The organism is Arachnia propionica (assembly GCF_037055325.1).
Taxonomy (GTDB): domain Bacteria; phylum Actinomycetota; class Actinomycetes; order Propionibacteriales; family Propionibacteriaceae; genus Arachnia.
On sequence record NZ_CP146373.1, the window covers coordinates 629123 to 642495 of the forward strand.

A 13373-nucleotide genomic window follows, 5' to 3' on the forward strand; every position below is an offset into this window, starting at 1 on the left:
GAGAGTCCTAGTCGCCCCCGGCTGATCACCTGCTGGTCCACGAGCCCTGCGCCCTACTTCTTGGTGGTCTCCGATGTGGACAGGGCGGCCACGAAGGCCTCCTGCGGCACCTCGACACGACCCACCATCTTCATCCGCTTCTTGCCTTCCTTCTGTTTCTCCAGGAGCTTGCGTTTGCGGGAGATGTCACCGCCGTAGCACTTCGCCAAGACGTCCTTGCGCATTGCCCGAATGGTTTCCCGGGCTATGACACGCGACCCGATAGCCGCCTGGATCGGCACCTCGAACTGTTGGCGTGGAATGAGTTCCTTCAGTTTACCCGCCATCATCAGGCCGTAGGAGTAAGCCTTGTCCCTGTGGACGATCGCGGAAAAAGCGTCGACAGGGTCGCCATGAAGGAGGATGTCCACCTTCACCAGATCGGCCACCTGCTCACCATCGGGTTCGTAGTCGAGGGAAGCGTAACCCTTGGTGCGGGACTTCAGCGCGTCGAAGAAATCAAAGACGATCTCGGCCAGCGGCAGGGCGTAACGGATTTCGACCCGATCCTCACTCAGGTAATCGAGCCCCTGCTGCACGCCACGCCGGGTCTGGCACAGCTCCAACACAGTGCCGATGTACTCGGACGGGGTGAGGATGGTGCCGCGCACCATCGGTTCATGAACCTCCGCAATCTTGCCCGCCGGGTATTCCGACGGGTTCGTGACGGTGTGTTCAGAACCGTCCTCCATGACGACGCGGTAGACAACGTTCGGCGCGGTGGAGATCAGGTCGAGATTGAACTCACGCTCCAAGCGTTCCCGGACGATCTCCATGTGCAGCAATCCCAGAAAGCCGACGCGGAACCCGAAACCAAGAGCTCCCGAGGTCTCGGGTTCAAAGGTGAGGGCTGCATCGTTGAGCTGAAGCTTCTCCAGCGCTTCGCGCAGCTCGTTGAAGTCATCGCCGTCAATCGGGTACAGGCCCGCGTAAACCATCGGGTTGGGATGCCGATAGCCTCCAAGATCCTGTGTGGCGGAACGTGCTGCCCCGGTGATGGTGTCACCCACCCGCGACTGCCGCACATCCTTGACGCCGGTGATCAGATATCCCACCTCACCCACACCGAGAGCGTCGGCCTTCTTCGGTTCTGGAGAGATCACCCCCACCTCGAGAAGGTCGTGTTCGGCTTTGGTGGACATCATGAGAATGCGTTCACGATGGCTGAGTTCCCCGTCGACCACACGGACATAGGTGACCACACCGCGGTAGGTGTCGTAGACGGAATCGAAGATCAGGGCCCTCGCAGCCCCTCCGGGCTCCCCGACCGGGGCGGGAATCTGGGCGACGATCTGGTCCAGCAGCTCAGCGACACCGACACCGGTTTTCGCTGAAACCTTGAGCACCTCTGACTCGTCGCAGCCGATGATGCCGGCAAGTTCGGCAGCGTATTTCTCCGGGTTCGCGCTGGGCAGGTCAATTTTGTTCAACACTGGGATGATGTGAAGGTCCGCCTCGAGCGCCAGGTACAGGTTGGCGAGAGTCTGCGCCTCGATTCCCTGGGCCGCGTCAACCAGCAGGATGGCTCCCTCGCAGGCTGCCAGGGAACGCGAGACCTCGTAAGTGAAATCGACGTGCCCAGGGGTGTCAATCATGTTGAGGACGTGTTCAACCCCATCGACGTTCCACGGCATCCGCACCGCCTGCGACTTGATGGTGATGCCCCGTTCGCGTTCAATGTCCATGCGGTCCAGGTACTGCGCCCGCATGGCGCGCTCATCCACCACTTTCGTCAGTTGCAGCATCCTGTCGGCCAGCGTCGATTTGCCGTGGTCGATGTGCGCGATGATGCAGAAATTGCGGATGATCGCCGGGTCGGTCCTGCCGGGAGCGGGCATTCATCCTCCTTAGGGGCCGGGAGCGGGACGAGTCATCTTCTCACGAGTAGGCCTTTGGGCACGAGCCCGACGCGACCAGGCCGGGAGGGACTGAGATTTTGCACCCACCCCGAGGCTCCGCTAGTCTGGACCGTCGCGTCATTACAACGCACCCACATACCGAGTAACCCAGACTAGTGAGGCAAGCCCAAGTGGCAAACATCAAGTCCCAGAAGAAGCGCGTGAAGACCAACGAGAAAGCACGCCAGCGCAACAAGGCCATCAAGTCAGAGCTGCGCACCCATGTGCGCAACTTCCGCGCCGCGGTCGCCGAGGGCGACAAGGCCAAGGCCGTCGAGCTCTCCCGGGTCGCCAACCGCGCCCTTGACAAGGCCGTCACCAAGGGCGTCATTCACGCGAACCAGGCGGCCAACCGCAAGTCGGCGATCAGCCTCACCGTCAACACCCTCGACTGAGCCCAGACATTACCGGCCAGTCCAGCGCCCGGACCCACTCGGTGGTCCGGGCGCTGTTTCGCGTATGCTTCGGCAGTCACAAACGAATGGGGAACAATGCATAAAGTTGGATTCGACAGGGAAAAGTACCTGACTCTCCAGGGGGAAAGCATCGAGGCCCGGCGACGACAGTTCGGGGGAAAGCTCTACCTAGAGTTCGGTGGGAAGCTCGTCGATGACATGCACGCATCCCGGGTACTGCCGGGTTTTACCCCCGACAACAAGATCGTGATGCTGGCCGGCCTCGCCGACGATGTGGAGATCGTGGTGGTGGTCAACGCCCAGGACTTCTCCCGCCACAAGGTCCGTGCCGACCTCGGAATCTCTTACGAGGACGACGTACTGCGTCATATCGATGCCTTCCGTTCCTACAGCCTCTACGTCGGGAGCGTGGTCATCTCTCACTGGTCCAACGACAACCGTCAGGCCGCTGCGTTCAAACGGAAACTGGAACGGCTCGGCATCAAGGTCTACAGACACTACGTGATCCCTGGTTACCCGCACGATGTGGCGCGCATCGTCTCGCCAGAGGGGTACGGGCACAACGAATACATCGAGACAGAACGCGACCTGGTAGTGGTGACCGCTCCCGGCCCGGGGTCGGGCAAGATGGCCACCTGCCTGTCGCAGCTCTACCACGACCACCAGCGGGGAATCCGCTCCGGCTACGCGAAATTCGAGACCTTCCCGATCTGGAATCTGCCCCTCGACCATCCCGTGAACATCGCCTATGAGGCCGCCACCGCGGACCTCGACGACGTGAACATGATCGACCACTTCCACCTGGCGGCCTACGGGGAACAGACGGTCAACTACAACCGCGACATCGAAATCTTCCCCGTACTGACGCGCCTGTTCGAACAGCTCCTCGACGAATCTCCGTACCAGTCACCCACCGACATGGGCGTCAACATGGCGGGCATGTGCATCAGCGATGACGAGGTGTGCCAGGAAGCCTCTCGGCAGGAAGTGATCCGTCGCTATTTCAAGGCCTTGGCAGCTGAACACCGGGACCAGTCGGAACCGATCCAGTCGGATCGCATCGCCTTGCTAATGAGCAAAATGCAGATCTCCCGTGAAGACCGTCCTGTGGTGTTGCCCGCGTTGGAGAAGCAGAGGATCACCAAGGGACCGGCCGCTGCCATCCAGCTTCCTGACGGCCAGATCATCGTGGGCAAAACCTCACCGCTTCTGGGGGCTTGTTCCGCGATGCTCCTGGATGCTCTGAAGGCTCTGGCCGGCATCGATCCGGATGTAAAACTGCTGGCCACCGAGACCATCGAACCCATCCAGACGCTGAAGACGAAGCATCTGGGCAGTCGGAATCCCCGGCTCCACACCGACGAGGTCCTGATTGCTCTGTCCGTCAGTGCCACCCACAGTGACTTCGCCCGCCGCGCGCTGGCGGAACTTCACAACATCCGGGGCTGTGACGTCCACTCGACCGTGATCCTCGGCCCCGTGGACGAGGCCATCCTGCGCAGTCTGGGAGCCTATGTCACCTGCGAACCGGTGTTCCAGACCAAGAGGCTGTACCGCAAACACTGAACCTGCGAGGTTTCAGGCTCGTTTCTGCCGGAGGACGCCAAGCACCATGCGTTCAAGCGCGTAGTCCGGGTTGGTGGCCGCGCCCTTGACATCCGCATCGGCCCGGGCAATGATCCCGATGGCCGCGGCTACCCCGACCGGCTGCCAGTTCCGGGAGGTGCGCTGATACTCCTTCAGTTTGAATGGCGGCACCCCGATTTTCCGGGCCAGATCGGCGCCACTCCCCCGCGCCTCCAGGTACTTGCCCATGCCGCGGAACGCACCGGCCATTGCGGATGTGATCAGCACGGGGGCAACGCCAGACCCGAGGGCCCAGCGGAGACGCTCCAGCGCCAGCGACGCGTCACCGGCCAGCACGGCATCGGATACCGCGAACGAGGTGACCTCCGCCCGGCCCGCAAAATACTTCCGCACCAAGGTCTCGTCCACCGGTTCACCGCCGGCGTCGGAGGCGAGTTGCGCGACCGCCGAAGTGAGTGCCCTCAGGTCGTTCCCGACCGCCGCCACGAGCGCCCCGGCCGCGTCCTGGGAGAGTTTCACCTTCCGGGATCGTGCCTCCTCCACGCAGAACTTCGGCAGCTCCCAAGGCTTGGGGGCCGCCACAGCAATCGTCTCGATCCTGGCTTTCTTCAGTTTGTCGATCAGACCCCTGCCCTTGTTCCCACCCTCGTGCGACAGGATCAGGCACAGCTCGTCGCCGGGATTCTTCGCCAGGGCCACCAGGGTGTCGACGACATCGGGTGGGGTGGAGCCGACATCGTCGATGATGGCGACGATGTGGTTCGAGAACAGGGAACCCCCCGTCACCTCCGAGAGCATGGAATCGGCCAGTTCCGCCCCACAGACCCGGTTGACCTCGGCGTCGGGTTCCTCCACCAGGGCGGCCCGGCGCCTGCCGTCGATGGCACGAGCAGCCAGCAGCGATTCCGAACCGGTGACGAGCAGGGTGCGTCCGAAACTGTTCACGCGCCCAGCATGCCAGCTGGCCCCGACATCAGCCACGCCAGCGACGCACCCCGAGCCGCCGGTCATCCCCGGAGAAGACCGCAATACTGCCCTCCGTGTCAGTGCGTGCCACCGCCATGCCCAGCGAGGTCACCCTGCTCAAGGTCTTGGGGCTCGGGTGCCCGTAGTCGTTTTCCAGCCCGCAACTCGCCACTGCCAGCTGGGCCGATGAGGCCTCCAGGAATTCTGGTTCCTGCCGAGAGGAGCCGTGGTGGGGGATCTTCAGGACATCCACGGAAAGCGGAATACCCAAGTTCCGGGCCCGCCGGATTGCCTGCCCTTGACCGCCGGGTTCTGCATCCCCCGGCAACAGGATCCGCAGACCCGAGACCTCCGCGATTCCCACAACAGAGGAGTCGTTCTGGACCGAGCTCTCGCTCTCCCCTGCCACGGACGCCCCGCCCGGCTGCCAGGCCGAGACCGTAACCCAATCCACATCCCCCACCTTCATGCGCTGCCCCGGTTCCGCCACGACTAGTTGCGCCCCGTGGGCCTCCGCCACAGCCTCGACGGAAGCCGCCGCGAAACCGGGGGAACGCAACGGACTGACCAGCACCTGCTCCGGATGGAAACGGGACACAACGGTTTCTGTTCCTCCGATGTGATCCGCATGGAAGTGAGTCAGAACCAGTAGCGGAATACGTTCGATACCCAAGGATTCCAAGCATGCGATGGTGGGACCGGGTTCCGGGCCGGTGTCCACCAGGACCGCCGTTGCTTCGCCTGCCCGTAATACCGTCGCATCCCCCTGGCCGACATCGCAGAAAACCACCTGCCACCGTCCCGGCCAGTCCAGCGGGACCGACCGGATCCACCCGGCCAGTAGCAAACCAAGCGCCAGTAACAGGAAACCTACCCGTCGTCGGAGCCCAGCTCGGGCCAGTACCGCAACCACCCCTGCCAGCAGAGCGCTAGTAAGCATTCCGAGTGGGGTGGTGGGCCATTCGAGAACGGCACCCGGCATGGCCGCGCCAAAGCGCGCAATCCAGAGGATAGGTTGCACCGCCCAGCCGGCCAACCAGGCCACCACCGCAGCGAGCGGTGGGATCCAGATCAGGATGGTGGCGACCAGCCCGAGTACAGTGGCGGGGCCGACGAAGGGGCCAGCCAGGGCATTGGCAATCACTCCGACCACGGACACCTGACCAGACAGTGCCGTCGTCAGGGGGATCGTGGCCAACTGCGCTGAAAGAGGCACTGCAACGGCCTCGGCGAACCACGTGGGAGCCCAACCGGTCATGAGCCTGGTGAACGGTTCCACTCCCAAGCTGATGCCAAGACAGGCCGCCGCCGAGAGTGCAAAACCCCAGGAGCGCGCCAACCAAGGATCCAGGGGCAACAGCACAAGGATCGCGATGCTCAGGTTTCGAACACTGCTCTTGCCACGCCCGATTCCTGTAGCTGGCAGAACAACGAGTCCCATGGCGGCCGCCCGCAACACAGAGGGTTCAGCCCTACACACCAGTACGAACAATGCCACTCCCCCGGCGGCGATGCCTCGAATAGCCCAGCCGCGGACCCCCAAGGACCTCACAATGAGCAGCAGCACACCCAACACCAGTGTCAGATTCGAGCCACTGACGGCGAGCAGATGGCTCAGTGATGTGGCTCGGAAGATCTCAGTGAGCTCCTTAGTGATCCCACTGCGATCACCGACCACCAAGGAAGGCACCAGGGCAGCCTGCTCAGGCGGCGAGTGGGAGGCCGCTTCACGCAGCCCCGCATGGATCGTACTGACGAAGGCGTTGAACACATCTGGGGCCCGCACCTGGCCGGAGATCCTGCTCACCCGCACGACGAAAGCCTCTTGGGATTCTGGTTCCGAGGCACCGAGCCGTCCCAGAACCCGGTGGACCGCGCCGGGCGCGATACCAGCCAGTTCGGTGGCCAGTTGGTCCCCGGCCAACAGCAGAACCGGCTGCGAGGTGGTGAGGCTCTTTTTCTTCACCTCCAGCTGCAGCAGCGTGGCCCGGACAATCGTAAGGCTGCGGCCAGAGTGTTTCACCAAGGTTGGCTCGCCTTCCAGGCGAACCAACGCGGAGGCTAGCGGTTCTTCCGAGGCCCACGTGGCTGGCACACCGTCGTGAAGCCCGAAGGAGCGAAGCCCGGATGTGAGAACGGCCACCACCAGGGTACAGGCAGCAAACCCCACCCAGACGCGCCGCACAAGCAGGACACACACCGCCAGGAACCCCGCACACCCGAGAAGCACCCCCAGTTCAGGACGCCACCCCGACGTTCCTAGCCAACAGCCCGCCCAAGCAGCAACCGCCAGCGGAGCAAGCCGCCAGTCGTGCCCGCTCACAGGGTCACCAGCGGCGACAGTTTCTCGAACAGCTTCGGCCCGATCCCTGAGACCTGCCGTAGCTGCGAGATGTTGGTGAAAGAACCGTTGTCGGTACGCCACTTGATAATGGCCTCGGCTAAGACGGGGCCAACTCCCGGGAGCTCCTGAAGCTGTTGCGATGTGGCTCGGTTGAGGTTCACGAGCCTCGTCCCGGAACCTGTTGCCGCTCCTGTCGCCGGGCTGCCACCACCAGGATCCACGACCTCTCCGCGAGGCGATTCCGAGGTCCCCACTATGATCTGTTGTCCGTCCCCAACTGGGGCCGCAAGATTCAGCTCCCCGGGATCAGCCCCCGACGCCAGTCCCCCGGCGGCCTCGATCACGTCCTGCACGATGGCTCCTTCCGGAACCGATACCACCCCGGGTTTGACTACCGCCCCGAGAACGTGAACCCGCACCAAGCCGCGGCTCGCAGAGCCCTCGGGGCCCGGTGATGCGGTCGTAGTCGGGACTGACACCACGCCTGGCGACGCAGCTGGCAGTTCCGTCGCAGAGCTTTGTCCCAGAGCGTAGATAGTCACTAACACCACACCGACCAGTAGGGCCACCACAACGATGATGTGCTCGCGACCGAGCATCACCATCCGCCGCCACCCCGTGAAAGCCTCCTGGCCGGAGGACACAGGAGACCCTTCTTTCTCGAGTCCATCATTCCCAGGCGGCACGTCATCCGCTCGACGCGCCGCACCGAGCGGGGCCTGCCCCGATGCGACGAGCGCCAACCGTGCCCGCTCGATCTGCTGCTGCTCCGTAAGACTCCCCATGCCAACACTCTGGGCGTTTCAGAATCGGATCCTCCACCTGTTCTCGAACCTGTTGGAAACCCAAAAAATTACCTGAATATTAACTCTGAGTTAACAAAAGATTAACTTATTGACTGACCCTAGGTCCTGGTCGGAAGGTGACCTCGGAGAGATCGACAACAGCGTCGACCACAAAACACCTGGAGTTGCTCATGATTCCATTCAGGAAACGCTTCACCGCTGGGCTGGCAGCCCTGTGTCTGGGACTCGGAACGCATCTCATGGCGCAGCCTCGCGCAGTGGCCGAACCGGTCGGCTGCACACCCACCAGCACCGTCTCGGTATTCACCTACAACGACTTCCACGGTCGGTTGGCGAACGCCGCGGCTCTGTTTACCCCCGTGGAGAAGGCCCGCGCTTCCCAGGGGGACGCGAACGTCGCACTCATCAGCAGCGGGGACGACATCGGAGGTTCCACGTTCGAGTCCATGGCCGACGACGACAACCCCACTCTGAAAGTGATGGCCGCTGCCAAACTCAGCACACGAACCGTGGGCAACCACGAGTTCGACAAGGGCTGGGCCGACCTCGCGGGGCGCGTGAACTCCGCTGTGCCCGGAGTGGATCAACTCGGGGCGAATGTCTACTTCAAGGGAACCAAGCAGGTGGCCTCCCCACTCAAGCGGTACACGACCTTCAAGGTCGGAGAACTCGACGTCGCCGTGATCGGCGCCGTCACCGGGGACCTGCCCTCCCTCGTTTCCCCCGCCGGCCTCTCTGATCTGACCATCGGTGACCCCGTGGAGGCCGTGAACGAGACCGTTTCCCAGCTTCCCGAGGGAATTGATCTGATAATCGCGTCCATCCACGAAGGAGCACCGAACGGAAAAGGCACCGGCGACGAGCAAGCCGCCGCCAGCCCGAATTTCCGGAAGATGTGGACGGGAATCGACCCGAGAATTCGCGTGGTAGTGGGCGGACACACCCACCAGACCTATTCGTGGACCAACGACAAGGGACAGCTGTTCACCCAGGCCGGTTCATACGCAGCAGCTTTGAACGAACTCAAGGCCGGGGTCACCGGCGACGGCGCCCTATGCGGGATCTCCAACACCACCATCAGGATCGACCCCAAGGCATTCGACATGAGCCTGCCGCGCGTCCGGGAAATCACCGACATCGTCTCCGCCGCCACCACCAAGGCCGATGAGATCGGCGCCCAGGTGATCGGTCGGGCAACCGAGGCCGTCTCGACACCAACCGGCAACTCCGACGTCCGGGATGTGGAGTCCCCCATGAGTAACACGGTGGCCCAGATGTTCCGAGAGGTGCTGAGCGGTGATGATCCGTACTTCATCGGTGTCCAGAACCCGGGCGGCACACGTGACAGCTTCAATTCCGGGGAGATCACCTACAAGGAAGCCGCGCTCGCGCTGCCGTTCGCAAACACCCTGATGACCACCCGACTCACCGGGGCCCAATTCAAGATGGTCCTGGAGCAGCAGTGGCAGCGCAACGAAAAGGGCGAGATCCCCTCACGTCCATTCCTGCGCCTGGGCCTGTCCAGCAACGTCTCGTACACCTATGACGAGTCCCGCCCGGAGGGGGACCGGATCACATCGATTTTCGTCGGAGACTCCCCGCTCGATCCGGAACGTCTCTACACCATTGGTTCCACTTCCTTCCTGATTGCGGGCGGGGACAATTTCCGGGAGTTCGCGAAGGGCACCGAGACCCGGGACACGGGGCGCGTCGATCTGGAGGCCTGGACCAGTTGGGTGAAAACCCAGCAGACACTCTCCCCTAGCTACGTCAAGCGCGGCCTGTCGCTGATTGATGCCCCCATTGAAATCAACCGGCGCAGCGGAACCGCCACTTTCAACTTCGATGTTCCGGGTGGCGACACGAAGGCGCGGGAGGGCATCGACTTCCTGTTGGGCGAGGCTACCGGTTCTTCCCCGAAGGCCCCAGCCAAGGTCAGTCCGGCGCTCGCTAACACTGGTGTCGAGGCTTTCCTGGGCGATACCAGGGTGGGCGGCGGTGCCGTGGCCGACGGCAGGGCGAAAGTCGCTGTCACGCTGCCCGGCGACTGCTCCGCACCGACCGGCACCCAAACGCTGACCTTCAAATTCACCCCCTCGGGAACCCTCGCCCACAGGCAGGTGAACATCACCGGTGACGATTCGTCGTGCACCTCGGCCCCGACGAAACCGGCTCCGACGGAGACGCCATCACCGACTCCCGTTAGGCCCGGGCTCCCCAGAACCGGCTCGTGACGAAACGAGAGGGGACGGGAGGAATCCCGTCCCCTCACCGCCCGATCAACGCAACCGACGCGGGTAGCGCCTGCCGTTGAGCCAGGCACCCAGCCAGGTGTGCCGGACCAGCAGTTCGTAGGTGGTCAGCAGGACCGCAGTGGTGACGGCCCACGTGAGCAGGAGCTTCACCAGGATCGGCCATCCCAGGTCGGCCAGCGGGATCTCGAACAGCACCAGCAGCGGCAGGTGAACCAGATACATCCAGTAAGAGGCGTCCGCAAGATAGCGGATCCAGGTATGTTCCCGGTTCAGGAATCGCACCGCAGCACCCAGCAGACCGAAACCAAGCAGCCAGCCCGCCAGGGCGACGGCGACCATCACCGCTTCTCGTGTCATGCCCGGGAACCACACGACCACCGTCGCGATGAGACCCAACGCGAGCATCGGTAGCCAGTTCCGGGCGATCCGTCGCATGGACCCCGGGGAGGCGTGCAGGAACCAGCCGGTCACAAACGCCCCCAGGTAACCGAGCGTCGACGCCGCTTCCGGGACGATGGTGGTCGGGGCGATGATCCCACCCGCTGGTTCCCCACCCTGGAGCAGCAATGCTGCAACGAAGACTAGGGCTGGAAAAAGAACACCGGCCGGGTGAGACAAGATGTCACCAATCCGAGCAGCGGCCCGCCCGACGCGCTCCGCACCCAGAAACCGGAGCAACACGGCCCGGGCGAGAAGCACCAGGGTGGCGATCTCGAACAGCACCAACAGGAACCAGAGCTGCCCCGGGGTAAACATCATCAGAGGTGAGGTCGGCTCCGAGGCCATCGGCGCCGGCAGGCCTCGGACCGAGGCCCCGTACATGGCAAGGAGACCAAGCGGGATGACCGTGAAGGGCCAGAAGACGACGGCAGGCAGCAGAATCCGCTTCGCGCGATCCCGAAAATAGCTGCCGGACCCACGCCGCAGGGTGACCATCCGCCCAAAATAGCCCGCCAACAGCATGAACAACACCATCCGGAACAGGTGGATCGTGCCGGATACCCACAGGGCAACGATGCTGCGCTCAGAGTCGTTAATCATCCAGACGATGTCAGTGAAGGGCAGCAACGAGTGCAGGACTATGCCGAGCAGCAGGGCGCCGGAACGGACGGCGTCAAGGCCGTGGAGACGTTGCGGGAGGACATCGCAACGAGCAGTGCCGGGTTCGTGAAGGCAGTTTTCGGTGGTCATAATTCGAAGTTACGATTCCTGACTCGCCTCCACCATCGTCCGATCGGTGGATGGCGGTTCCCTCCACCGGACCAGGACAATGGTCCGGTGGAACGCTACGAGAGCCCGATCATGATCCAAGCGACGCGCTGGGGGCCCTTCGTGCTGCTCACCGTGTCGGTGATCATCGGCTGGGCCCTGACGGGCCCGCTCATCGAGCCCGGAGGGATGCTCTTCTCTTTGTGCCCCGCCATCCTGATCCTGCTCAGCCGCGTGCTCGTGGCGGTCCGGCCGCCGTCCAGGGGAAGCCGTGCGGCACTCGTTTTCGTGGCGGGCAATCTGCTGCTTGCCCTGGCGGCCTCCCTGTTCAACCCATTCATGTGCATCTACGTGTTCTCGAGCTATCCGGATGTCGAACGCTTGGTCACAGGCTCCTTCCGGGTGCCCGCCACCATCGCCACAGGGCTGGTGATCGCGCTCGGGCAGGCCGGTGGAATCCCCGGGACCTCGGCTACTCCTTGGCTTTTCCCGTTGCTGGCCCTGGTGAACATCGGGATAGCCTTCCTCATGCTAACCCTGAGCCGGGAACGCGAACGTCAGATGCGAATCCGGGAGGAGACAGCCGAGCGGCTGGCGAAGGCCAACGCGGCCAACCTGGCCCTGCACGAGGAACTGATGGCGCAGGCCCGCCAGATGGGTATCGACCAGGAACGGGGGCGATTGTCGCGCGAGATCCACGACACCGTGGCGCAGGGATTGATCGCTGTGATCCGCCAATTGGAAGCGCTCCCCTCCTCCTTGGATGACCTCACCCGAGAAAGGGTCCGGCGAGCCGAGCAGGTGGCGCGGGACTGCCTCACGGAGGCCCGGCGGGCAGTGCAGGCTCTGGCGCCACGCCAGTTGGATGGCGAGCCCCTTTCTGATGCCCTGCACGAAATCATCAGGGGCTGGGGACGGATGAACCGTATCGTCACTGAACTGGATGCCGACGATGCCCCGACCGCCTCGCCGCACGACGGGGTGTTGGTACGCGTCGCTCAGGAGTCCCTGGCCAACATCGCCCGGCACAGTGACGCTGATCGGGTGTGGGTGCGCCTCGACGGCACGCCGACCGGGCCACGGATCCGTATCACCGATGATGGTGTCGGCTTCACGCCCGTCTTTGCAGCCGGGCACGGGCTTTCCGGCATGCGTAATCGCCTCACGGAGATCGGCGGCACTCTGAGAGTGGACAGTGCGCCGGGGAAAGGATGCACGGTGACAGCGGTGGTTCCCTCATGACTCTCCGTCTAGTGGTGGTAGACGACCATCCAATCGTCAGAGATGGCCTCGCCGGGATATTCGCCCTGGAGGAAGACATCGATGTGGTCGGGCAGGCCGAGAGCGGCCCCGAGGCCCTGGCTGTCGTGGCCAAACACGATCCCGACCTGGTGCTGATGGACCTCCGGATGCCCGGCGGCGACGGATTCGCAGCCATCAGGCAGCTGCGGGAACGGGGTGGACGTCCCCGTGTTCTTGTGCTCACCACCTACGACACGGAACGCGACATCCGCAGGGCAATGGCGGCGGGTGCCGACGGATACCTGTTGAAGGACCTACCCCGTGACCAGCTCGTGGCAGCCGTCCGGGAATTGATGAGCGGTTCCCCCCGGGCACATGTCACTGTCTCCCACAGCTCCCAGCTGTCGCTCACCGACCGGGAGATCGAGGTGTTGGAGCTGGTTGCAGACGGCCTGACCAATCGGGCGGTCGCGAGGAGGCTCGGAATCAGCGAGGCCACCGTGAAAACCCACCTGGCCCACGTCTACGCCAAGCTGGGGGTGCTGGACCGGGCGGCCGCGGTACGGGAGGCCTGGGAGCGGGGGCTGGTCTGAGAACCGACCCCCGCGCCG

General features: G+C 63.6%; 10 protein-coding genes. 5 read left to right on the forward strand and 5 right to left on the reverse strand.

Annotation, left to right across the window (positions count from 1 at the left end; all coding sequences use genetic code 11):
* Nucleotides 1-53: 53 nt before the first annotated feature.
* The gene (lepA, locus tag V7R84_RS02885) at nt 54-1877 is read right to left on the reverse strand and encodes a translation elongation factor 4 (RefSeq protein WP_338571840.1); all 1824 of its coding nucleotides are present in this window, start codon (nt 1875-1877) and stop codon (nt 54-56) included.
* 191 nt (nt 1878-2068) lie between these two features.
* Here lepA and rpsT point away from each other — a divergent pair, with 191 nt between their 5' ends.
* Together rpsT and V7R84_RS02895 are read left to right on the forward strand one after the other, a co-directional pair.
* Nucleotides 2069-2332, forward strand: a complete 264-nt coding sequence (gene rpsT / locus V7R84_RS02890) for a 30S ribosomal protein S20 (RefSeq protein WP_338571842.1) — start codon at nt 2069-2071, stop codon at nt 2330-2332.
* Between the two features lie 96 nt (nt 2333-2428).
* Nucleotides 2429-3919 (forward strand): DUF1846 domain-containing protein, encoded by a 1491-nt coding sequence (locus V7R84_RS02895; protein ID WP_338571844.1) that lies wholly within the window; start codon nt 2429-2431, stop codon nt 3917-3919.
* Between the two features lie 12 nt (nt 3920-3931).
* Here the strand turns inward: V7R84_RS02895 and holA are convergent, their stop codons facing one another.
* Genes holA through V7R84_RS02910 form a run of 3 tightly spaced genes read right to left on the reverse strand, consistent with a single transcriptional unit; the run spans nt 3932 to nt 8035 of the window.
* Nucleotides 3932-4885, reverse strand: a complete 954-nt coding sequence (gene holA / locus V7R84_RS02900) for a DNA polymerase III subunit delta (protein ID WP_338571847.1) — start codon at nt 4883-4885, stop codon at nt 3932-3934.
* Nucleotides 4886-4913: 28 nt separating this feature from the next.
* Nucleotides 4914-7229 (reverse strand): ComEC/Rec2 family competence protein, encoded by a 2316-nt coding sequence (locus V7R84_RS02905; RefSeq protein ID WP_338571849.1) that lies wholly within the window; start codon nt 7227-7229, stop codon nt 4914-4916.
* Complete coding sequence (locus V7R84_RS02910; protein ID WP_338571852.1) at nt 7226-8035, reverse strand: ComEA family DNA-binding protein; 810 nt, start codon at nt 8033-8035, stop codon at nt 7226-7228. The genes V7R84_RS02905 and V7R84_RS02910 overlap by 4 nt, the downstream gene beginning before the upstream one ends.
* A gap of 191 nt (nt 8036-8226) precedes the next feature.
* On the opposite strand from V7R84_RS02910, the gene V7R84_RS02915 reads away from it, so the two are divergent.
* Complete coding sequence (locus V7R84_RS02915) at nt 8227-10290, forward strand: bifunctional metallophosphatase/5'-nucleotidase (protein WP_338571853.1); 2064 nt, start codon at nt 8227-8229, stop codon at nt 10288-10290.
* A gap of 45 nt (nt 10291-10335) precedes the next feature.
* On the opposite strand, the gene V7R84_RS02920 is transcribed toward V7R84_RS02915, so the two are convergent.
* On the reverse strand, nt 10336-11502 hold the full coding sequence (locus tag V7R84_RS02920) for an acyltransferase family protein (protein ID WP_338571854.1): 1167 nt from the start codon (nt 11500-11502) through the stop codon (nt 10336-10338).
* Nucleotides 11503-11589: 87 nt separating this feature from the next.
* On the opposite strand from V7R84_RS02920, the gene V7R84_RS02925 reads away from it, so the two are divergent.
* Both V7R84_RS02925 and V7R84_RS02930 read left to right on the forward strand, forming a co-directional pair.
* Complete coding sequence (locus V7R84_RS02925; RefSeq protein ID WP_338571858.1) at nt 11590-12762, forward strand: sensor histidine kinase; 1173 nt, start codon at nt 11590-11592, stop codon at nt 12760-12762.
* On the forward strand, nt 12759-13355 hold the full coding sequence (locus V7R84_RS02930) for a response regulator transcription factor (protein ID WP_338571859.1): 597 nt from the start codon (nt 12759-12761) through the stop codon (nt 13353-13355). Before V7R84_RS02925 ends, V7R84_RS02930 begins: the two co-directional genes overlap by 4 nt.
* Nucleotides 13356-13373: the final 18 nt, after the last annotated feature.